Annotated in this window: 19 protein-coding genes and 1 pseudogene; 11 read left to right on the plus strand and 9 right to left on the minus strand. The window is 58.0% G+C overall.

Going from position 1 to position 20,916, the window contains the following annotated elements:
• Positions 1-8: 8 nt before the first annotated feature.
• The 3 genes from LRS56_15785 (at position 9) to LRS56_15795 (ending at position 6,877) form a co-directional block, all read left to right on the plus strand.
• A complete protein-coding gene (locus tag LRS56_15785) occupies positions 9-4,748 on the plus strand; it encodes a DUF6531 domain-containing protein (protein WDU65759.1) in 4,740 nt (1,579 codons plus the stop codon).
• Positions 4,745-5,176: a hypothetical protein gene (locus LRS56_15790; GenBank protein WDU60379.1), complete on the plus strand. Its 432-nt coding sequence runs from the start codon at positions 4,745-4,747 to the stop codon at positions 5,174-5,176. The genes LRS56_15785 and LRS56_15790 overlap by 4 nt, the downstream gene beginning before the upstream one ends.
• Positions 5,177-5,347: 171 nt before the next feature.
• A complete protein-coding gene (locus LRS56_15795) occupies positions 5,348-6,877 on the plus strand; it encodes a hypothetical protein (GenBank protein WDU60380.1) in 1,530 nt (509 codons plus the stop codon).
• A 41-nt stretch (positions 6,878-6,918) separates the two neighbouring features.
• Here LRS56_15795 and hemB read toward each other — a convergent pair whose 3' ends face one another.
• The 3 genes from hemB to LRS56_15810 form a co-directional block, all read right to left on the minus strand.
• Entirely contained in the window at positions 6,919-7,893 is a 975-nt protein-coding gene (hemB, locus tag LRS56_15800; protein ID WDU60381.1) for a porphobilinogen synthase, read from the minus strand.
• Between the two features lie 116 nt (positions 7,894-8,009).
• Positions 8,010-8,852 carry a PhzF family phenazine biosynthesis protein gene (locus LRS56_15805; GenBank protein WDU60382.1) on the minus strand — a complete coding sequence of 281 codons (843 nt, stop codon included), beginning with the start codon at positions 8,850-8,852 and terminating at the stop codon, positions 8,010-8,012.
• A 3-nt stretch (positions 8,853-8,855) separates the two neighbouring features.
• Positions 8,856-9,554 carry a glutathione S-transferase N-terminal domain-containing protein gene (locus LRS56_15810; GenBank protein ID WDU60383.1) on the minus strand — a complete coding sequence of 233 codons (699 nt, stop codon included), beginning with the start codon at positions 9,552-9,554 and terminating at the stop codon, positions 8,856-8,858.
• Positions 9,555-9,804: 250 nt separating this feature from the next.
• Here LRS56_15810 and LRS56_15815 point away from each other — a divergent pair, with 250 nt between their 5' ends.
• A complete protein-coding gene (locus tag LRS56_15815) occupies positions 9,805-10,506 on the plus strand; it encodes a histidine phosphatase family protein (protein WDU60384.1) in 702 nt (233 codons plus the stop codon).
• A gap of 55 nt (positions 10,507-10,561) precedes the next feature.
• Here the strand turns inward: LRS56_15815 and LRS56_15820 are convergent, their stop codons facing one another.
• Both LRS56_15820 and LRS56_15825 read right to left on the minus strand, forming a co-directional pair.
• On the minus strand, positions 10,562-11,311 hold the full coding sequence (locus LRS56_15820; protein ID WDU60385.1) for a TerC family protein: 750 nt from the start codon (positions 11,309-11,311) through the stop codon (positions 10,562-10,564).
• A gap of 28 nt (positions 11,312-11,339) precedes the next feature.
• A complete protein-coding gene (locus LRS56_15825) occupies positions 11,340-11,585 on the minus strand; it encodes a hypothetical protein (GenBank protein WDU60386.1) in 246 nt (81 codons plus the stop codon).
• Between the two features lie 134 nt (positions 11,586-11,719).
• On the opposite strand from LRS56_15825, the gene nhaR reads away from it, so the two are divergent.
• Entirely contained in the window at positions 11,720-12,622 is a 903-nt protein-coding gene (gene nhaR, locus LRS56_15830; protein ID WDU60387.1) for a transcriptional activator NhaR, read from the plus strand.
• 94 nt (positions 12,623-12,716) lie between these two features.
• On the opposite strand, the pseudogene LRS56_15835 reads toward nhaR, so the two are convergent.
• Positions 12,717-13,872 (minus strand): annotated as a pseudogene (locus tag LRS56_15835) (MFS transporter).
• A 239-nt stretch (positions 13,873-14,111) separates the two neighbouring features.
• On the opposite strand from LRS56_15835, the gene sstT reads away from it, so the two are divergent.
• Complete coding sequence (gene sstT, locus LRS56_15840; GenBank protein WDU60388.1) at positions 14,112-15,332, plus strand: serine/threonine transporter SstT; 1,221 nt, start codon at positions 14,112-14,114, stop codon at positions 15,330-15,332.
• A gap of 70 nt (positions 15,333-15,402) precedes the next feature.
• On the opposite strand, the gene LRS56_15845 is transcribed toward sstT, so the two are convergent.
• Positions 15,403-15,912, minus strand: a complete 510-nt coding sequence (locus LRS56_15845; GenBank protein WDU60389.1) for a DUF1993 domain-containing protein — start codon at positions 15,910-15,912, stop codon at positions 15,403-15,405.
• Between the two features lie 116 nt (positions 15,913-16,028).
• Between LRS56_15845 and LRS56_15850 the strand changes: the two genes are divergently transcribed.
• Both LRS56_15850 and LRS56_15855 read left to right on the plus strand, forming a co-directional pair.
• Positions 16,029-16,682, plus strand: a complete 654-nt coding sequence (locus LRS56_15850; GenBank protein ID WDU60390.1) for a DUF480 domain-containing protein — start codon at positions 16,029-16,031, stop codon at positions 16,680-16,682.
• A gap of 298 nt (positions 16,683-16,980) precedes the next feature.
• Positions 16,981-17,493 carry a hypothetical protein gene (locus LRS56_15855; protein WDU60391.1) on the plus strand — a complete coding sequence of 171 codons (513 nt, stop codon included), beginning with the start codon at positions 16,981-16,983 and terminating at the stop codon, positions 17,491-17,493.
• A gap of 162 nt (positions 17,494-17,655) precedes the next feature.
• Here the strand turns inward: LRS56_15855 and LRS56_15860 are convergent, their stop codons facing one another.
• Positions 17,656-18,474: a shikimate 5-dehydrogenase gene (locus LRS56_15860; protein WDU60392.1), complete on the minus strand. Its 819-nt coding sequence runs from the start codon at positions 18,472-18,474 to the stop codon at positions 17,656-17,658.
• A gap of 156 nt (positions 18,475-18,630) precedes the next feature.
• On the opposite strand from LRS56_15860, the gene LRS56_15865 reads away from it, so the two are divergent.
• The 3 genes from LRS56_15865 to LRS56_15875 all read left to right on the plus strand — a co-directional run bounded on the left by LRS56_15865 (position 18,631) and on the right by LRS56_15875 (position 19,685).
• Entirely contained in the window at positions 18,631-18,984 is a 354-nt protein-coding gene (locus tag LRS56_15865; protein ID WDU60393.1) for a hypothetical protein, read from the plus strand.
• A 232-nt stretch (positions 18,985-19,216) separates the two neighbouring features.
• Positions 19,217-19,411: a hypothetical protein gene (locus LRS56_15870; GenBank protein ID WDU60394.1), complete on the plus strand. Its 195-nt coding sequence runs from the start codon at positions 19,217-19,219 to the stop codon at positions 19,409-19,411.
• Positions 19,412-19,502: 91 nt separating this feature from the next.
• Positions 19,503-19,685, plus strand: coding sequence for a hypothetical protein (locus tag LRS56_15875; protein WDU60395.1), 183 nt, complete (start codon positions 19,503-19,505; stop codon positions 19,683-19,685).
• A 3-nt stretch (positions 19,686-19,688) separates the two neighbouring features.
• Here the strand turns inward: LRS56_15875 and LRS56_15880 are convergent, their stop codons facing one another.
• Positions 19,689-20,756 carry an AI-2E family transporter gene (locus LRS56_15880; protein WDU60396.1) on the minus strand — a complete coding sequence of 356 codons (1,068 nt, stop codon included), beginning with the start codon at positions 20,754-20,756 and terminating at the stop codon, positions 19,689-19,691.
• Positions 20,757-20,916 lie beyond the last annotated feature (160 nt).

Below are 20,916 nucleotides of genomic sequence, written 5' to 3' on the forward strand. Positions count from 1 at the left end.
TGACCCCAATGGATGTAAAGACGGTCGACGTTGAAGGCGTCTTCCGTGATTTCCGAGAGTGCCTGAACACCTTTGACGCGTGGGCAGAAAGCTTCTGGCGCTTTTCGGCGCTGGAGGTTGAGCAGGTGTTCAAGGTGGGGGATGAGGTGGCGCTGGTCGCGCCTGTCTCTGCCAAAAAGCCCAGTAGCACCGTGGCGGTGTGCAAAGCCCAGGGCTCGCTGACCCTGGTGCATATGTTCGAAAGCACGCAGTTCGTGCCGATCGGCAACACGCCGGTGATGTTGCAAGCCATTGCAGCGGATGGCAGCCCACAGGGTGCGCCGATCCATCACACCATCGGCCCCAGCGGCATTCTTGAAGTCACGGAATGCACCCGCGACCAGCAGTACCAAGTCACCTTCTATCCCACTGTTTCCAAGGATCACGTCAAGGCGCTGTACGCGTCTTATCAGTCAGTGATTTCTGACGTGGAAGCGCGCCTGCGCCAGGAGTGGACCAATAGCTTCAAAGACCAGTGGAAAGACTACACCGACGCTACCCCGCTTGATCGTCGCAGAGTGCTGGAAACGGCGTTTCTCAGCGGCATGGGCAAGGCGCTTTACAACCTGTGGGACAACCTTGCGCAGCTGTATGAGCTGCTGGCGGACATCAAGCCCAACAGCGAGAAGTTGCTGCAATACATCTCCCAAACCGAACTTGATGAGCTGCTGAAGCTGGGCAACGACAAGATAGCTCACGGCTTGCTGATGCTCAGCGATGAACCGTTGTTGTTTATCTATGTGTCGGCGGTGGTCAGCTGGATACGGTTGCTGCCGCCGCCACAGATGAATGAGCTGATGGGGGAAATCACCGGCGAAGTATTGATCAATCTGCTGCTGATTTGGGCGACGGCAGGTATGGGGGTGGCGGTGCGCCTGGGTACTCAGGTGCTGGACCATAACAAATCCGGACGTGCGCGGGACCTGCTCGAGATGCTGGCCAAACAGCTTGCAGGGCCTGGGTTGGAGCCGCATGTGACGGCGGTTAAACCCTTACTGCTCGGCAGTGCGGCCACACCGATCAAAGCAGTGTCGATGACGCCGTTGAAGGCTGGGGAGCAGTTGGTTTCGAACCCGGTGCCGGCGGTTCGCAGCAAGACGCAGCAGACAGTGCTGGTTCGCCAGGAGCTGGTCGACGATGTGCCGGCTTCGGGTAAAAACCTCAACGGGGATGCGGCGGCGGCGGCGGATAAGACGGCCACCAACGGCTGCCCGGTGTCGATGGTCACCGGCGAAGAATTGCTGACCCTGACCGATGGGACGCTGGACGGGATTTTTCCGTTTGAGTGGACACGGTTGTATCGCACCAGTGCGGTGGACGTGGATTGTGGGTTGGGGTTTGGGTGGAGTCATTCGCTGGCGCAGCGGCTTTCTGTCGTGGGCGATTCGGTGGTGTGGGTCGACCACGAAAACCGTAGTACTCAGTTTCCTCTACCAACTGCCTCCCGACCGGCGATCACCAATAGCTTGGCTGAAGCCGCGATTTACCTGGGCTCGTTGCCAGATGAGCTGGTGCTGGCCCAGGCCTCACGTTTCTATCATTTTCGCGATGGCGTGCTGGTCTCGATCAGCGATGCGTATGACAACCGGCTGCGAATTTCCCGAGATTATTCGGGGCGGATTTCGCGGCTGGATAACGGCGTGGGGCGCTCGCTGTTCCTGCGTTATGAGTCTGGCCGCATCGTGGCGGTGGACTACCAGATCCAGCGCGCCAAGGGCCGCGAACCTTTCGAATGGGTGACCGAGTTTTGCATTGTTTCCTACGCCTATGACGAACTTGGCCGACTGGTCTCAGCGACCAATGCCGTCGGCGAAAGCGAGGTTTACCGGTACGACGAGCAGCACGTCATTTTGGAACGTGGACTGGCCGGTGGCGCGAGCTTCTTCTGGGAGTGGGAACGCTCTGGCAAAGCGGCGCGTTGTGTCCGGCACTGGGCCAGCTTTTCGCAGATGGACACGCGTTATGCCTGGGACGACAACGGCCGCGTCACGGTTTTTAACGCCGATGGCAGCCAGGAAGTGTATGTCCACGATGATCGGGCGCGGCTGGTGCAGCGCATTGATCCTGACGGCGCCGAGCATTTCAAATCCTACGACGATAAAGGCCGGCTGACGGTCGAGCAGGACCCTCTGGGGGCGGTGACGGCGTATCAGTACGACGACGCCGGACGCTTGGTGGCGTTGTTTCCGGGGGATGACGAGCCGACTTCCTACGAGCATGACAATGGTTTCGTACGGGTGGTGCGGCGCGGTGAGGCGGTTTGGAAGTATGAGCGGAACGACCAAGGCGACGTCATCCGCAAGACCGATCCTGAAGGCCACGTCACCGATTACAGCTACGACAAATATGGGCAACTGATTGGGGTTTGGTACCCGGATCACAGCTGTCTGCGGCTAGTGTGGAATGAGCGGGGGCAACTGCTTGAGGAACACTTGCCGAACGGCGGGATCAAGCGTTATCGCTATGACGATCTTGGGCGGCAGATAGCGCGTGAGGAGGCGCATGGGGCGCTGACCGAGTATCAGTGGGACAGCGTGGGCCGGCTGACTCGCGTGGTGCTACCCGGTGGGGCAACGCGGGAATACAGCTACAACCCTTACGGAAAAATCACCGCCGAACGTGACGAGCTGGGGCAGACCACTCGCTACGAATATGCCGACGGCCTGCACCTGATCAGCCGTCGCATCAATGCCGACGGCACCCAGGTCCAATACCGTTACGACAACGTGCGGTTATTGCTGACTGAAATCGAAAACGAAGTCGGCGAAACGTATGGGTTGCAGTACCACCCCAATGGCCTGATCCAGCAGGAGACCGGGTTTGACGGCCAGCGTACGGCGTATGCCTACGACCTCAACGGCAACCTGCTGGAAAAGACCGAATTTGGCGACGATGGCAGTCAGCTAGTCACCCGTTACGAGCGCGATCCTGCCGGCCGACTCGTACGAAAAACCCTGCCCGATGGCAGTCTTGTGGACTATGCCTACGACCGCCAGGGCAATCTCCTCAGCGTCGACGACGGCCACTGGGCGCTGGCCTACGAGTACGACGCGCAAAACCGCCTCACCGCCGAGCATCAAGGCTGGGGCACCCTGCGCTACGGCTACGACGCCTGCGGCCAGCTGAAAAACTTGCGCCTGCCTGACAACAACCGCCTGGTGTTCAATCACGGTAAGGGTGGGCACCTATCGACCGTGGAACTGAATGGCGCCGTACTGACCTCGCACCTGTTCAACGCCGGCCAGGAACACCAACGCCAACAAGGCCAGCTCCTCAGCCACTACCACTACGACGACCAGCAGCGCCTGCACGCCCACGCCGTCACCCAACAGCAACACACCCTCTACCAACGCCAATACGACTACGACAACACCGGCAACCTCACCCGTCTGCTCGACACCCGCAAAGGCGAACACCACTACCACTACGACCCCCTCGCCCGCCTGACCCGCGCCGACCACTCGCAAGACGTCCAGGAACGCTTCGCCCACGACCCGGCCGGCAACCTGCTGATGCAAGACCGACCCGGCCCCGACATCGTCGCGGGTAATCGTCTGATGATCCAGGGCGACCGGCAGTACGACTACGACGCCTTCGGCAACCTGATCCGCGAACGACGTGGCAAGGGCCATCAACTCGTTACCGAGTATCGCTACGACAGCCAACACCGGCTGATCGGAGTCACCCAACCCAATGGCCAAACCGCCAGCTATCGCTATGACCCGTTTGGGCGGCGCATCAGCAAAACCGTGGATGGCAAAACCAGCGAGTTTTTCTGGCAAGGCGACAAGCTGATTGCCGAGCACCATGCGCAGAGCCATCGCAGTTATATCTACGAGCCGGATAGCTTCCGCCCACTGGCACTCCTAGAAGGCTACGGCCCAAAGGAAACCAAACCCTACCACTACCAACTCGACCACCTCGGCACGCCCCAGGAACTCACCACTCCCGACGGCGAAATCGTCTGGTCCGCGCACTACCGCGCCTACGGCGAAATCACCCGCCTCGACGTGGGCAAAGTCGACAACCCGCTACGCTTTCAGGGCCAGTACTTCGACCCGGAAAGCGGGCTGCACTACAACCGCCATCGCTACTACAATCCGGATATTGGTCGCTACCTGACGCCGGACCCGGTAAAGCTGGCCGGTGGGATTAACGCGTACCAGTACGTGCCTAATCCTACGGGGTGGGTTGATCCGTTGGGTTTAAGTAACTGCCCGGAAGGGGGCGATTGTAAGCCTAAAGCTGAAGTAGTAGATTTCACAAAAGCGGCTACCGTGGTTAAGGGGGAACCTAAACAGCCCGCTAACAATGGTAACGAGTACCTTTACCGCGGAGATGACAAAACCCCAGACCATGTTTTTCAACATGGCTTTAAAAGCAAGGGCGCCAGCAACGACTTATACTTGCACGCAGTCGATAGCAACAACCCCCCCAGCAACTTTATAAGCACTTCCCCATCAAAAGCTACCGGAATTGATTTTGCAACCAGATATGGAACACGGAAAGGTTTTCTCTACACGCTGAAAAAAATCCCTGGTCGAGACGTGAACAAAGAACTTGGAAAATTAGCTCCTTTTGATAATGAGTCAGAAATTGCCATACAAAGTAAAATCAGCACAGAAGATATCTTGGGTGCAACACCCATGAAGCGAGACGGCAGTTACATGGGATATTCAATTCCAAACCCAAACAGGAAAGTAAAATGAAAACAAAGAAAATTAAAGCCATAATAGACAACGTAGAAAAATACGTTACATTTAAGTATGACTCTGCCCACATCAAATTAAAATTTTCAGAAGCCGAAAACTTTGCAAAAATTTACACAGCAGAAGACATGTACTTATGTCTGGCAAAAGTAAGATCTGACTTCCCTCACATACAATTCCTTTGCAAAGGTGCAAAAATAAATGTCAGACCTTCGAGTATGGCCTCACAAATGAGCGGCGGAATGGTTGCATATGAATTAACCCTCGGAAAGCGCACAACAAGAGAGGACTTGGTTCATATATTTGACCATGAAGATCAAAATCTTACGAACGACCCGAAAGAACAGGAAGACTTCTACAAAAAGTGGATAAAATCAATAGGTGCTGAACGAACTGACTCCCCAGATTCCAGCACACACAGCATCTGATTTAAATAGGATATTTGAAGCAAGCCCACTCTATTGCGACCAAGAAGATACAACCTTACAAAAACCTACCCGAAATCACATATCACAGTCCAACCAAAATAAAACCTGTCAAATCTGACAGTTGCTCCATTTTCTTTCTACCGTTTAACTGACATCTGTACGCGTGAATGTATGCAGGCTTTTACTCTCGCCAGAAAGGAATTGTCTATGTCAGTCGAATGTTACAAGGAATGGGCAGGCCCGCTTCCGGGATACACCGACGACGACTACTTGTACGCCAAAGACGGCCCTTGGCCGAAGGTCAACACGCTAGTCCCCGAACTGCCCGCCATGATTAAAAAAGTCCCCAAGACCCAATTGGAGGATTTCCGTTTCAATGTGGTGTCCCACTACCTCAAAACCCTGAAGTCCGGTCGTCTCAAGATAATCCTCAAGATGCTCGCGGGTGATCACAAACTGCAGCCGGTGTCCGACCGATTATTCGTCGAACAACTGTTTTATGGCACGTTCAGCAAATTGCTGACCCCGGTTGGGCTGGAGGACGCTGCTGAGTTTCCCGAGGTACTGAACCCAGATGATCTGTTTGATAGCGAGGGCCAACCCAAGTATTTGAAAATCGACACGCTGAGCATGAATCGCGTCGATCCGCTGCACGGTATCTACTCGGCGCCCAGCTTGACCCTGTTCAAGCGTGAGACCGATCACTCGGGGACAGCGCTGGCCATCAAGATAAACGGCCTGGTCTTAACCCCTGAGGATAAAAACGCCTGGGAGCTTGCCAAGTATTTTGTATTTCAAGGCGCCCTGTGTGTGATCACCCTGGTGACTCACCCACGGGTGCATTTCCCGATGGACGCCATCAGCGCAATCAGCTTGACCGCACTGCCTCAACAACATTTGTTGTTCAAACTGATTGCGCCGCACACGCGGATTCAATTGGCGATCAACCAGGCCGTTTCGCTACTGCCCTACTCCGTCGCGCACAACAACCAATTCCTGCCATACACGCCCTACCCGGGCTGGGGAAACATCCCGATTATCGAAGACGGGCGCGGCTGGACCGGGCATATGACCGATGCGTTTTCCGGCATCGCGGGCAACAACTGTTACCCGCCGTATAACTACCTGCTGGCGCCGGAAAAAGTCTGGTCGGACTTCGATGAGTTTCTGCGCGGTTATTACAACGTGATTCTTGATTTTGTCAGCACCGTAGTGGCGCACATTGATGTCGACGATCCGGTGATAACGTACTGGAGCGATGCCATTGCGACCTGGGTCAGCGGTTTTCCGGATCATCAACGCATACGCGAGGGAGATACATTGGCCAGGGTGATCGCCTCGTTTATCTGGGACGTCACCGTTGCCCACTCGGCCGATCACGGTGCCATGGGCCATTACCAGCAGAATGCTTTTGCCTTGCGGCTTCGCGTACCTGCGCCGACCAGCAAGACGATGCCGCCCATCAACCGAAGAAAGCTGGTGACCTTTGGCGATACATTGCGTAATCGCCTGTGTTTTGAAATGTATTTTGGCCCGCCCCGAGGCCCCGGGCATTTATATGACACCTGGTATGGCTTTAACGACCCGGAGTTGGATCAGTTGAACACCCAATTTCTGAACGACCTGCAGAGAGTGGATGAGACCCTGACGTGCCGTCGTTTTATAAAGCTCAAGGACATAGCGCGCAGTATCAACTTCTGAAGCGGGCGCACATTTCAAATCGAAACGCACGCCCATTCAGGTCAGATACCAGCCAATGCCAGGTCCATCGCGAAGTAGGTGAAGATCAGATCCGCCCCCGCGCGCTTGATCGACCCCAAGGTTTCACGCACCACCCGCGCTTCATCAATGGCACCCGCCTGGGCGCCGAACTTGATCATCGCGTACTCACCACTCACCTGGTACGCCGCCACCGGCAGCCGTGAGGCTTCGCGGATGTCGCGGATGATGTCGAGGTAGGCGCCGGCCGGTTTGACCATCAGAGCGTCCGCGCCTTCCTGCTCGTCGAGAAGCGATTCGCGCACGGCTTCGCGGCGGTTCATCGGGTTCATCTGGTAGCTTTTACGGTCGCCCTTGAGCGCGCTGCCACCGGCCTCACGGAATGGGCCGTAGAGGGCTGAGGCGAATTTGGTGGAGTAGGCCATGATCGGGATATGGGTGAAGCCGGCATCGTCCAGAGCGCGGCGAATCGCCTGGACCTGGCCATCCATCGCCGCCGAGGGGGCGATCACATCGGCACCGGCACGGGCGGCGGCTACGGCTTGCTTGCCCAGGTTGACCAGGGTTGCATCGTTGTCGACATGGGCACCGTGCATAACGCCGCAGTGGCCGTGGTCGGTGTATTCGCAGAAACAGGTGTCGGACATCACGACCATTTCCGGCACCGCGTCTTTGATGATCGAGGACATGCGCGACACCAGGCCTCGTTCCTTCCACGTGTCGCTGCCGCTGGCGTCCAGGTGGTGGGACACGCCAAAGGTCATCACCGACTTGATGCCGGCACGGGCGTAACGCTCGATCTCGCCGGCCAGTTTCTTCTCAGGGATACGCTGCACGCCGGGCATGCTGGTGATCGGCACGAAGTCGTCGATTTCTTCTTCGACGAAAATTGGCAGCACCAGATCATTGAGTGTGAACTCGGTTTCCTGGAACAAGCCACGCAGCTCCGGGGAGCGGCGCAGGCGGCGTGGGCGGGCTTGGGGGAACTGGCTGGTCATGGAGGTCCTGAAAAAATGGCAGAAAACTTTGGGGCGAAAGCTTATGCCTCACGCCCCGGCGGCACAAATGCAAAGGGGCCAACAGTGTATTACGCGGCTCGTAACAATTTATTGATCTAGAGCTGTAGACGCCCTTCGATGCACACTGCGACGGCGCCGCCGATCCAGATTTCATCGCCCTGGCGCTCCACGTGAATACGCCCTGCCCGGCCCATGGCCGTGCCCTGGCTGACCACATAGCGCTCGGGCGCGAGGCCCTCGCCGAGCAGCCATTGGGCAACTCCGGCGTTCAAGCTGCCGGTGGCCGGGTCTTCCTGGGCGCCGTCACCGGCGACAAAGGCGCGCACTTCAAACTGCGCGTCAACCTCGTCACGTAGCGAGTCGCAAGGGGCGATCACACCTACGGCCAACCCCAACAGTTGCGAATAGTCCGGCTGCAGGCGCAACACCTGGTCACGGTCGGCCAACATCACCGCAAGCCATCCCGCGCCATTGTCCACCCATTGGCTGCGCACGATTGCTTCCCGTTCCAGGCCCAACCCCAGGCGTACGCGCTCCAGCAGCGGCGCATCGACCAAACCGGCACGTAGCAGCGGCGGCGCAATAAACGCCAGTTCAGCGCCTTGACGACGAATGCGCACCAGGCCGATTTCACACTCCTGGATAATCTCCTCGCCTTTAGGGACGCCTCCGGCCTTGAGCCAGGCATGGCAACTGCCTAGCGTGGGGTGCCCGGCGAATGGCAGTTCCTTGAGGGTGGTGAAAATTCTCACCCGGTAGTCCGCCTGCGGATCGCGGGGTCTCAGTAAAAACGTGGTTTCGCTGAGGTTGGTCCAACGGGCGAAATCCGCCATCTGCTCGTCACTGAGCCCATCGGCACCCAGCACCACCGCCAGTGGGTTGCCCTTGAGCGACACACTGCTGAATACATCCAGTTGCTTGAAATCGAAAGTCGGCATGCTTCAGCTCGGTATGTTGAGACCACGGATCACCGCCGGCCGGGCGACAAAGCCATCCAGCGCACGCAGTACATTAGGGAAGTCGGCGATGCCCACCAGGTCGCCCGATTCATAGAAGCCGATCAGGTTGCGAATCCACGGGAAGGTGGCGATGTCGGCGATGCTGTACTCGTCACCCATGATCCAGGTACGGCCCAGCAGGCGCTTTTCCAGCACGTCGAGCAAGCGCCGGGATTCAGCGGCATAGCGATCGCGGGGGCGCTTGTCTTCGTAGGCTTTACCGGCGAACTTGTTGAAAAACCCTACCTGCCCGAACATCGGGCCAATACCGGCCATCTGAAACATCAGCCACTGAATGGTTTCATAACGTGTCGCCGGATCTTCGGAAAGCAACTGACTGGTTTTTTCCGCCAGGTAAATCAGGATCGCGCCGGACTCGAACAACGCCAGCGGTTGGCCGCTAGGGCCGTTGGGGTCAATGATCGCAGGGATCTTGTTGTTGGGGTTCAGGGACAGGAACTCGGGGGATAACTGGTCCTGCGTCTCGAAGCTGACCTTGTGCGCCTCATACGGCAGGCCCAGTTCCTCAAGCATGATCGAGACTTTTACCCCGTTGGGCGTCGGCAGCGAGTACAGTTGCAAGCGCTCCGGATGCTGGGCGGGCCATTTACTGTTAATCGGGAAGGCAGCGATTGGGTTCATCAGGAGATCCTCTGCGCAAAGCTCCCATCATAGTCATCTGACTCGCGTCCTGCATGGGTCATCAATGCGCAACATCGGCTGGCTATTATGCCGCGTGGGCGAACCAATAGGCCCAGGTGCACTCTTAAGTGCGCCCACAAGGTGAATGGAGGCATCTGGCTATACCGACAGGGAACACCGCAGGACGCCGGATGCGTCACTGGGGCCGGGCTTGTCCGCCTTAATCCGATGCACCGAAGACTCGAACCTAATGACAATCAAGCCTCTGTGCCTTGCGCTGCGCCTGAAACGCTATTCATACATCCTGTTGCCGCTCTTGCTGGTTGGCGGCGCCATCGGCCTGACCCTGGAGTCACGCATCAGCAGTGCCGAACCGGTGGACGGCGTGCAAACCCTGGTATTCCTGCGTCACGGTGAAAAACCCGCCGGCGGCTTGGGCCAGCTCAATTGCCAGGGCTTGAACCGGGCGATGAACCTGGCCACGGTATTGCCGGAAAAATTCGGCAAGGCCGATTTCGTGTTCGCCGCCAACCCGACGCGCAATGTCGAGGAAGGCGAGCTGGACAATTCCTACAGCTATATACGCCCGCTAATGACCATCAGCCCCAGCGCGATCAAGCTGGGCCTGCCGGTGAATATCAAGTTTTCGGCGAATGACACCAGCGCCCTCGCCGACGAGCTGGTCGAGGACAAGTACCACAACGCCATCATCTACACCGCTTGGTCCCACGGCTACTTGCCGGAATTGATCAACAAGGTGGCCAGCGAAGCCTCGGGCGAAAAACACACCATCACCGACGACTGGTCTGGCAGCGACTACGACACCTTGTATGTGCTGACGCTGACCTGGCACAACGGCAAAGCCTCGCTGCTGAGCCGCAACTACAAGCAGGGCCTGAACAACGGCGAAGAAACCTGCCCGGAACCTACCCAGGTGAGTGCCGAATCCTGACGAAAAAAGGCCGGCTGGGCTCAAGGGAGCGCAGCCGGCCTTTTGGTTTCAGCCGTTACTGGCGGGCGGCAAGCAACCGCTTATGGCGGTTGCGCCGGGCGATGTTCAAGCACTCAATCGCCGCCGAGAAGGCCATGGCTGCGTACACGTAGCCTTTAGGCACATGGGCGCCGAAGCCTTCGGCGATCAGCGTCATGCCGATCATGATCAGGAAGCCCAGGGCCAGCATCACGACCGTCGGGTTGTCGTTGATGAACTTGGCCAGCGGTTCGGCCGCTACCAGCATCACGATCACCGAGGTCACTACGGCAATGATCATGATCGGCAAGTGCTCGGTCATGCCCACGGCGGTAATGATGCTGTCGATGGAGAACACCAGGTCGAGCAACAGAATCTGCCCGATAGCCGCCGCAAAGCCCATGGTCACGGTGTTGCCGACACTGGCTTTCTCTTCCGGCTCCGGATCCATGCTGTGGTGAATCTCGGTGGTTGCCTTCCATACCAGGAACAGGCCACCGGCGATCAGGATCATGTCCTTCCACGAAAACGCCTGGCCAAACACTTCGAACACCGGCGCAGTCAACTGCACGATAAACGCGATGGTGCTCAACAGGCCCAGGCGCAACACCAGCGCCATGCTGATGCCGATGCGCCGTGCCTTGGCTCGATGCTTCTCCGGCAATTTGTTAGTGAGGATCGAGATGAAGATCAGGTTATCGATGCCCAGCACGATTTCCATGACGATCAAGGTGGCCAGTGCCACCCAGGCGGTGGGGCTGGCGGCCAGTTGTAAAAGGTAATCCATAGGTCAGTCCTGATATAGTGCCGGGAAATTAAGCTTCTTTGTTACTGTTGGATTTTTCTTGCTCGTCTTCCTGTTTTTCAGGACTGATCAAGCCTTGTGTCGCTTCACTCAACGCCTGCTCGGCGGCCTTGTGGGTGTCGTCGATGGCCTGCTTGGCCGACTCGGTGGCTTTGCCCAGTACTTGCTGCGCGCTTTTTTCGACTTGATCACAACCACTGATCATCACCAATGAAAGCGCAAGTACCGAAGCCGCGCCCAGGGAATTGAGTTTCATGATGTATTCCTCGTTAGAACCTTTGGGTCCAAATAGTGGCCCCTCGATAGCGAGGCATTCTATGCAGCCAAACAGTTCAGTAAAATTCGTATTTTTCTCACGTATACTTCGATTTTTACGAAGTATAGGCTGCCATGCTCAATTACCGACAACTGCACTACTTCTGGGTGGTAGCCAAGACTGGCAGCATCGTGCGCGCCTGTGAGCAACTGAACCTCACCCCCCAGACCATCAGCGGGCAGATCAGCCTGCTGGAACAAACCTATGGCATCACATTGTTTCAGCGCGTCGGTCGCCAGTTGGAACTGACTGAAGCCGGGCGCCAGGCCCTGCCCTATGCCGAGCAGATGTTCCAGACCGGCAATGAATTGGAGGCGATGTTGCGCGCGCAGCCCGATGAACAGCAGATCCTGTTTAGGGTCGGGGTGGCGGATGTGGTGCCCAAGTCCATCGTGTACCGGCTGATCGCGCCGACCATGGAGCTGAGCGAGCCGATCCGCATCACCTGCCGTGAAGACAAACTCGAGCGTTTATTGGCTGACCTGGCAATTCAGCGCCTGGACCTGGTGATCTCCGACAGCCCCATGCCGACGCACTTGGACATCAAAGGCTACAGCCAGCGACTGGGGGAATGTGGCATCAGTTTTTTCGCCACCCAGGCATTGGCTGACCGGTACGGCGGCGATTTCCCACAGTGCCTGCACGGCGCGCCGTTGTTGATTCCGGGCGCCGAAACCGTGGTGCGCAGCCGCTTGCAGCGCTGGTTTGCCGAGCAGCAGATCCAGCCCAAAATTATCGGTGAGTTCGACGATAGCGCCTTGATGCAGGCATTCGGGCAATCCGGTAGCGGGATTTTCATCGCCCCCAGCGTGATCGCCGATGAGGTGGTGCGCCAGTACGGTGTGGCGCTGATCGGCCAGACCGATGCGGTTACCGAGTCGTTCTACGCCATTTCTGTGGAGCGCAAGGTCAAGCACCCCGGCATCGTGGCGATTACCGAAGGTGCCCGACGGGAATTATTTACTGCGCTGCCCTGATGGCAACGTGGGCTTGCTCGCGAACGTAGTGGATCAATCAATGTATCTGGTGAATGACACTGCGCATTCACGAGCAAGCCCGTTCCCACAGGAATCAGGCGCAGGTAGGTGCCGGTTTGGCCGTCATCAACCATAACGCCAGCAGGATCGACACCAGGATAAACCCGGATGCGGCAAAGCCCAGGCTGCCAAGGCCCAGGGTGTCGATCACATGCCCACCGACCAACGCGCCCAGGCCGATCCCCAGGTTGGCCCCGGCGATATTCAGCGACGCCGCGAACGCCGGTGCATGGGGGGCGGCCTTCATCAAACGCACATGGCTGACCAGGAACATCGCCGCCTGGGTCACACCCCACACGGCCATCGCCGCCGCCAGGCCGATGGTGGAGTGAATCGCCGGCACCAGCGCGACCATGCCCGCGATCATAAAGCCGCAGAACACCATGGAAGCGATCAGCGGGTGGCGATCCACCGCACGCCCGCCCAGGGAGTTGCCGATCAACCCGACCGCGCCGAAGCCCATCAAGCACCAGCCCACCAGAGTGCCATCGAAGCCGGCCAGACGCTCAAGGATGTCCGCCAGGTAGGTGTACGCGGTGAACATGCCGCTGAACACCAGGATCGACAGCAGGATATGCCCCTGCATCAGCGGGTTGCGCAGGATCTTGAACTGCGAGCGCAACGTGACCTTGGTCGTTTTTCGGCCGGGTAACCGGCAGGTAGATAAACAGCAGCAGGGCTTTGGCCAGCGCGACCACGGCAAGAATGGCAAACGCACTGCGCCAGCCGAACATATCGGAAATCAGTGTGCCCACCGGAATGCCGAACACCGTGGCACACACAATGCCGAAGCCGATTTTTTCGATGGCGCGCCCGGCGTACTCGGGGCCGACGATGTCCACTGCAGTTTCACTGGCCAGGGCCCAGAACACCGGCAAGCCCAGGGCCGGGATCAGCCGCGCCACCGCCATCACCCAGATATTCGGCGCCAGGGCAGCCACGGTATTGGCGATGCCGAACATGATCAGGATGCTGATAAACAGCCGCTTGCGTGGGAAACGGGCGCAGTACGCCGTAAGAAACGGACCAAAGGCCGCCACAGTGAACGCAAACAGCGTCACCAACAGCCCTGCCTGGGACACGCTGACATTCAGGTCCCGGGCAATCGACGGCAGCAGGCCGACGATAATGAATTCTGTGGTCAGCACGGTAAAGCCGGCGGCCGACAGCAGCAGGATGGGAAACAGCATGAAAACTCCAGAAACGACGACATCAACGACAGCCCTGAGGGCCCGCTGACGGAGAGGAAAGATGAGAGGGCAGAATCTTAACAGAGTATGTCTGGATTTGGCCAAGGCCAGCGTGCCTGGGTGACCCAATGCCGCAGCTCCAGGGACTTATCTCACAGCGTGCTAGACTTCGCGATCCGCGTCCTACAGCCCTTTCTGCGTGTACCGCTGTGCCTTCAAATAATCAGAGACAAGTGTTTATGACTGCTGCCCCTTCCCTCCTTCATCGACTAGCGCGCATCAGCCTGGTTACACAAATCATCATCGGCCTGGCCGCAGGCATTCTGCTGGCCTTGCTGTTGCCTGAGGCGGCCAAGGCCACCGGGTTTATCGGCAAGGTATTTGTCGCTGCGCTCAAGGCCGTGGCGCCGATCCTGGTGTTTGTGCTGGTGATGGCGTCGATCGCCAACCATAAACACGGACAGGAAACCCATATCAAACCGATCCTGTTCCTCTACCTGCTGGGCACCTTTGCCGCCGCCGTGGTCGCGGTCGTTGCCAGCCTGTGGTTTCCCTCCTCGCTGGTGCTGGCGACCCACGATGCAACCGTCAGCGCACCGGGTGGCATTGGTGAAGTGCTGCAAAGCCTGTTGCTGAGCGTGGTGGATAACCCGGTGAGTGCGCTGATGAATGCCAACTTCATTGGCATTCTGGCGTGGGCCATCGGCATGGGCGTTGCCATTCGCCATGCCGGCGAGACCACTCGTACGGTGCTGGATGACCTGTCCAACGGCGTCACGCTGATTGTGCGCGTGGTGATTCGTTTTGCGCCGCTGGGTATTTTCGGGCTGGTGGCCTCAACCCTGGCCACCTCCGGTTTCGGCGCCCTGCTCGGTTACGCGCACCTGCTGCTGGTGCTGATTGGCTGCATGCTGTTCGTGGCGCTGGTGGTCAACCCGGCCATCGTGTTCTGGAAGCTGCGCCGCAACCCGTACCCACTGGTATTGATGTGCCTGCGCGAAAGCGGTATCACCGCGTTCTTCACCCGCAGTTCGGCGGCGAATATCCCGGTGAACCTGGCATTGAGCAAACGCCTGGGCCTGCATGAAGACACTTACTCGGTGTCGATCCCGCTGGGCGCCACCATCAATATGGCCGGTGCCGCGATCACCATTACCGTGCTGACGCTGGCGGCGGTGCACACCCTCGGGATTGCCGTAGACCTACCGACCGCGGTGCTGCTCAGCGTGGTCGCGGCCATCTGTGCATGTGGCGCTTCGGGGGTGGCTGGTGGCTCGTTGCTGCTGATCCCGCTGGCGTGCAGCCTGTTTGGCATTCCCAGCGAAATCGCGATGCAGGTGGTGGCAGTCGGTTTCATCATCGGCGTGCTGCAGGATTCGGCAGAAACCGCGCTCAATTCGTCCACCGATGTGTTGTTTACGGCTGCGGCTTGCCTGGGCCAGGAAGAGCAGACGGCTTAATCGGCAGGCGTAAAAAAGCCCGGGGGCGTTTTTTCAATCAACGCCCCCGGGCTTTTTTGTGTCTGGATGCTTAGAACGCGCCCATGTAATCGCGCTTGCCCACTTCCACACCGTTGTGACGCAGCAAAGCGTAAGCGGTGGTGACGTGGAAGAAGAACTGCGGCAGGCCGTAAGTCAGCAGGTAGGACTGGCCGCTGAAGCGCTTCTCTTTAGGCGTGCCAGGGCGGGTGATGATCTCGATGCCTTCCTTGCCGTCGACTTGCTCAGGCTTGATGGTGTCGACAAAGGCCAGGACCTTGGCGATCAGCGCTTGCAGGTCGGCGAAAGTCACTTCGGTGTCTTCGTATTTCGGCACTTCGATCTCGGCCAGGCGCGCGGAAACACCTTTGGCGAAGTCGACAGCGATCTGTACCTGGCGCACCAATTGGAACATGTCCGGGAACAGACGCGCTTGCAGCAACGCGTTCGGGTCGATGTTCTTGGCGGTGGCGTGGGCTTCGGCTTTGTTCAGCACATCGCTCAAGGCGTTGAGCATTTGCTTGAATACAGGGATGGAGGCGGCGTACAGGGAAATAGTCATGGCAGTCTCATGGGTAATGGCACGGTTTGAACCAGCGGCGATTATAGACATGCCAGCCGCTTGTCTTTTATTTTTTCGGGCTTACGCTAAGGGCCTCACTGCATAGGGAAAGCGCGATGACCGCCGAGCACGCCACCGACACCCCAGAGCCGCGCCTGAACAGCACGGAAATCCGCATCCTGGGCTGCCTTATCGAAAAACAGGCGACCAACCCGGAAACCTACCCCCTGACCCTCAATGCCCTGGTACTGGCCTGCAATCAGAAGACCAGCCGCGAACCGGTGATGAACCTCAGCCAGGGCCAGGTCGGCCAAAGCCTGCGGGCGCTGGAAGGCCAAGGGTTTACACGCCTGGTGATGGGCAGCCGCGCCGACCGCTGGGAGCATCGCGTGGACAAGGCATTGGAGCTGGTGCCGGCCCAGGTGATTCTGACCGGATTGCTGTTTCTGCGCGGGCCGCAGACGGTCAACGAACTGTTGACCCGCAGCGGGCGCATGCATGATTTTGAAGACGCCGAGCAGGTGGTGCACCAGCTGGAGCGCCTGATTGCGCGAGGGCTGGCACTGCTGGTGCCGCGCCAGTCGGGGCAACGGGAAGACCGTTATACCCACGCGCTGGGGGACCCGGCGGAGATTGAAGCGATTATTGCGGCGCGGGGCAATCCGGTGGAGCGTGGTGCAGCCAGCGGTGTTTCGGCAGAGCGCATTGAAGAACTGGAAGCACGAATTGCGGCGTTAGAGGAGCGCTTGGCCCAGTTAGAACAGGCTTAAACACGATCAACCGGTGAGCGCGCGCTTGCCCGCGATAGCGGTGTTTCAGTTACCGTTCAGGGGTCATGCGCAGCGTGGCCCCACACTAACTGCCGCTTAAATTTGTGGTGTTTCTGACGAGCTTTTACTCGTCATCCCGGTGTTTTTTTACTATTATCGATTATCTGCGCACTCAAGGAAGAGAGGCTGAGCGCCTTGAGGCTGGTAGAAAATTTACACTCAATCAGTGAATGAGTTTTTGCCTTTAAGCCAGAACGTAACGACTCAGCCGTCCATAATTATCTCTTTGGTGAAACCGATGTATAAAATTTGTGGCATTGCTGTATTGGTAGGACTTGCCCTCTCGGGATGCGCTACGAAAACTCCAGAAAAACCCAAAGTGACTCCACCTCCTGCCGTCGCCCAGCAAGCAACACCTGAGGCCGCAGCTCCCACACCAGCAGAGCCGACTGCGCCCTATACTGTGCGATATGAGGCAGCATCTGCGCACGCCAGTGCCGAGGCCACACACCCTGTTTCGCAGGAGGCCGCTCAGCCAGAGTCAGAAACAAACGTAAACGAAAATCGCGCTGAGCAGTGCCGTAAAGAGCTCGATGTATTAAAGATCTACAACAAAGCCTCCTACACTAAATACGAGGCGGAATACCAGGCTATTGCCAGCAAGACTGGTAAATACATGCAAATTAAAGATTCCATTAGTTCTGATATCAACTATATGGTTCTGCCGGCCTACCAATTTCAAATTCGTGAGTTCTGCTTCCGAGTTAAAACCCGTCTGTCGGAGCTTGTGCTTCGCCAAGCCAGGCAATGATTTCACTCTAGGCGAATCGAACCGTTACGCCCCGATGAAGCAGATTCCCTTCGCCGATGCCGAATATACCGGCAAACGCAAGCAGCCACCCGCTAGCGCCACCTGATCCAGATGGATCAGGTGGTGTCAGAGCCAGCGCCCACGCTGGCACTGCAGGGTTCTTCAGCTTCGGGCGAAGGCTACTGCCGCCTCAAACTGCTCTTGTGTCGGCCGCACCCCGGTATAAAGCACAAACTGCTCCAACGCCTGGATCGCGATCACTTCCAGCCCGGTAATCACCCGTTTGCCCTGGGCACGCCCACGCACGATCAATGGTGTTTCGGCGGGAATCGCCACCACATCGAAGACAGTCTCCGCTGCATCCACAGCCTGCGCTGCAAACGCCAGCGCATCCGCCTCGGCCCCTCCGGTCATGCCGATAGGCGTCACGTTGATCAGCATCTGCGGGCGTAAATCCCCGAGTTGCGCCTGCCACTCATACCCCAGGTTGCGGGCCAGTGCCCTGCCCGCCGTTTCATTGCGCGCCACAATCAGGCCATTGGCGTAACCGCCATCGCGCAAGGCGCTGGCCACGGCTTTGGCCATGCCGCCGCTGCCATGCAGGGCAAAGGTCGAATCCTTGGGCACGGCGTGCTTTTTAAGCAATTGTTCGATGGCGATGTAGTCAGTGTTGTACGCCTTCAGGTGCCCATTGGTGTTGACGATGGTGTTCAGGGAGTCGATGGCTTGAACTGAATCGTCGAGTTCGTCCACTAAGGCGATGGCAGCTTCCTTGAAGGGCATGGACACCCCGCAGCCACGCACACCCAAGGCGCGGATACCACCTATCGCGCCGGGCAAATCCTGGCTGCTGAAGGCTTTATAGTAGAAGTTCAGACCCAGCTGTTCGTACAGGTGGTTATGAAATCGCAGGCCAAAATTCCCGGGGCGCGCCGACAGTGACATACACAGTTGGGTGTCCTTGTTGGGGTGCATCTGCATGGAAAACTCCTTTGAGTAAGCAAATCGGTACAGACCTTACACAACCTTTACCTATCGGCCGTGCTGTTTTTCAGAAATACGTTGTCTTAAAAGTATCCCCGCGACATTACTTGAGTCTATTGATTGCAGACCACAAGCGCAGGGGCTAACCGAGGAATGACCATGATTCGTAAAATCCCCAAGATCGCCTTGCTTATCGGTGCACTCGCTATGGCAGGCCAAGCCTCCGCCCACGGTGGCGGATGGGGTGGCCCGGCCGTCTTGGGTGCGATAGTCGGCGCAGCCGTCGTGGGCTCCGTGGTTGCCAGCCAACCCCGTGAGGTCTATGTGCAACAGCCGGTGTATGTGCAGCCACAGCCGGTCTATGCAGCTCCACCGCCGGTCTATTACGCACCGCCACCACCGGTGTATGTGCAACAGCAGGTTTATTACCGGCCGGCGCCGGTCTATTACGGCCCACCGCGTGGCTACTACGGCCCTCCCCACGGCTATTACGGTCGCGGCTGGTAAGCGGCAATCATCACGTCTGACACTGGCCTCGCCCACACGCGGGGCCTTTTTTTGCGTGCAAAGTCCGAATTTATCGTGCCAAGGTCGCTCTGAGGACAATGGATGAGGCGTAATCGCACATGATTGACGCCAATGTCTACTTGCTTGATCAGGGCTTGCGCTGTCATGTTTGCGTCACGACATACTCTCATTCTCGATCCTGTCCACCCAATAACAACAAGGACGACTGACCATGCCCACGCAAAACCCACACCGCACCGCTGGCCTCTGTACGTCGAGCAAGGTGTACAGCGCCCTGACGGAGCTTAAGCACCTGGAAGGCCATCGCAGCGCAAAATTCCTCGCGCTGCTGGCGGAAAACCTGGTGCGCAAAGGCTTGCTCAGTGAGCAGGAGGTAGTGAATATGCTCGATCAGGTGGTGGACTGACGCCTCGCGTCGATGTCGACTATCGAGATTGGTGATTTTTCCTACACAGCCCGGCGCCGTAATGTGACCTCCATAGCGATTGGAGGTACTTATGCCCACTGTTCAGATCATGTCCGTTATCGGCAGCGCCGTCCCCGCCCCTCTGCGGGAACTGGGTTTGCTCGCCTGCTGGTACCTGGTACGCGACGGCGAAGCCATCAGCGGCCCATTGACGTCGTTGTCCGCCGCCGAACAACAACTGCAACAGGCCTCGAATTTCAGGCTGCACGCTTGAGGTTTACGGTAATGGCAGCTTGACCCGCGGTTTGCTTTCGACGAACAGCGCCCAGCTGGACATAAATAGCGCCGCCACCAGCGGCCCGATCACAAACCCGTTCAGGCCAAACACCGACAGGCCGCCCAGGGTCGAGATCAGAATCAGGTAGTCCGGCATCTTGGTGTCCTTGCCCACCAGGATCGGGCGCAGCACGTTGTCCACCAACCCGATCACAAACACCCCGAACAAGGCCAGCACCACGCCCTGCCAGATCGAACCGCTCAACAGGAAATAGGCGGCCACCGGCCCCCACACAATGCCCGCGCCCACCGCCGGCAACAGTGACAGAAACGCCATCAGTACCGCCCAGAGCAACGCACTGGGAATGTCGAGGAACCAGAAGATCAAACCGCCCAGCGCACCCTGGGTCACGGCCACCAGCACGTTGCCCTTGACCGTGGCACGCACCACCCGGTTGAACTTGAGCTGCAAGCGACGCTTCTGCGGCTCGGCCAACGGCACCGCTGTGCGCACTTTACGTACCAGCTCCGGGCCATCTCGCAGCAGGAAAAACAGCAGGTACAGCATGATGAAAAAGCTCACCAGGAAATCAAACGTGCCCTGGCCGAAGCTGAATGCCTGGGTCGCAAAGAACTGACTGCCCTGCATCGCGCTCTTGACGATATTTTCCCGCAGCCCTTCCAGGTTGCCCATGCCGAAGCGGTCCAACAGATGCTGGAAGTACGGCGGCAGGAAGTTTTTGAACTGCTCGATATACCCCGCCACATCCAGTTTGCCGCTTTCGATATTTTTGTAGAGCGTCGCACCCTCTTGCACCAGCAAGACGCTGGTAATGATCACCGGCAGAATTGCGATCACCAGGCACACCATCAAGGTGGTCAGCGAGGTTAAGTTACGGTTCCAGCCGAACCGCTGCTGCAGGCGGCGCTGCATCGGGGCAAAGATGATGCCGAGGATCACTGCCCAGAACACCGCCCCGTAGAACGGCAGCAATATCCAGATAAACGCGATGGTCACCAGGGCCAGCAGCAACAGCAGGGTTTTGAATTGCAGGTTGGTTTGATTCATGTCCGGTCCATGTCAAAAAAAGCAGGCCGCGTGTGTGCGCCCTGGTGCTTAGTCCGCTGCAAGCCCTGTGAGTGCCATCTTTGTTGTTAGCGTAGACCCAGATCAATAAAGCCTGTTCAGGCTTGCACTACCCTGCCGCACTTTTGACCCAAGTAGCGAC

This window comes from Pseudomonas poae (genome assembly GCA_028869255.1).
Taxonomy (GTDB): domain Bacteria; phylum Pseudomonadota; class Gammaproteobacteria; order Pseudomonadales; family Pseudomonadaceae; genus Aquipseudomonas; species Aquipseudomonas poae_C.

Excerpts from the sequence above, each read along its gene's own strand:
- LRS56_15785 (WDU65759.1), top strand. The coding sequence starts at position 9 with ATGGATGTAAAGACGGTCGACGTTGAAGGCGTCTTCCGTGATTTCCGA.
- LRS56_15790 (WDU60379.1), top strand. The coding sequence starts at position 4,745 with ATGAAAACAAAGAAAATTAAAGCCATAATAGACAACGTAGAAAAATAC.
- LRS56_15795 (WDU60380.1), top strand. The coding sequence starts at position 5,348 with ATGCAGGCTTTTACTCTCGCCAGAAAGGAATTGTCTATGTCAGTCGAA.
- hemB (WDU60381.1), bottom strand. The coding sequence starts at position 7,893 with ATGACCAGCCAGTTCCCCCAAGCCCGCCCACGCCGCCTGCGCCGCTCC.
- LRS56_15805 (WDU60382.1), bottom strand. The coding sequence starts at position 8,852 with ATGCCGACTTTCGATTTCAAGCAACTGGATGTATTCAGCAGTGTGTCG.
- LRS56_15810 (WDU60383.1), bottom strand. The coding sequence starts at position 9,554 with ATGAACCCAATCGCTGCCTTCCCGATTAACAGTAAATGGCCCGCCCAG.
- LRS56_15815 (WDU60384.1), top strand. The coding sequence starts at position 9,805 with ATGACAATCAAGCCTCTGTGCCTTGCGCTGCGCCTGAAACGCTATTCA.
- LRS56_15820 (WDU60385.1), bottom strand. The coding sequence starts at position 11,311 with ATGGATTACCTTTTACAACTGGCCGCCAGCCCCACCGCCTGGGTGGCA.
- LRS56_15825 (WDU60386.1), bottom strand. The coding sequence starts at position 11,585 with ATGAAACTCAATTCCCTGGGCGCGGCTTCGGTACTTGCGCTTTCATTG.
- nhaR (WDU60387.1), top strand. The coding sequence starts at position 11,720 with ATGCTCAATTACCGACAACTGCACTACTTCTGGGTGGTAGCCAAGACT.
- sstT (WDU60388.1), top strand. The coding sequence starts at position 14,112 with ATGACTGCTGCCCCTTCCCTCCTTCATCGACTAGCGCGCATCAGCCTG.
- LRS56_15845 (WDU60389.1), bottom strand. The coding sequence starts at position 15,912 with ATGACTATTTCCCTGTACGCCGCCTCCATCCCTGTATTCAAGCAAATG.
- LRS56_15850 (WDU60390.1), top strand. The coding sequence starts at position 16,029 with ATGACCGCCGAGCACGCCACCGACACCCCAGAGCCGCGCCTGAACAGC.
- LRS56_15855 (WDU60391.1), top strand. The coding sequence starts at position 16,981 with ATGTATAAAATTTGTGGCATTGCTGTATTGGTAGGACTTGCCCTCTCG.
- LRS56_15860 (WDU60392.1), bottom strand. The coding sequence starts at position 18,474 with ATGCAGATGCACCCCAACAAGGACACCCAACTGTGTATGTCACTGTCG.
- LRS56_15865 (WDU60393.1), top strand. The coding sequence starts at position 18,631 with ATGACCATGATTCGTAAAATCCCCAAGATCGCCTTGCTTATCGGTGCA.
- LRS56_15870 (WDU60394.1), top strand. The coding sequence starts at position 19,217 with ATGCCCACGCAAAACCCACACCGCACCGCTGGCCTCTGTACGTCGAGC.
- LRS56_15875 (WDU60395.1), top strand. The coding sequence starts at position 19,503 with ATGCCCACTGTTCAGATCATGTCCGTTATCGGCAGCGCCGTCCCCGCC.
- LRS56_15880 (WDU60396.1), bottom strand. The coding sequence starts at position 20,756 with ATGAATCAAACCAACCTGCAATTCAAAACCCTGCTGTTGCTGCTGGCC.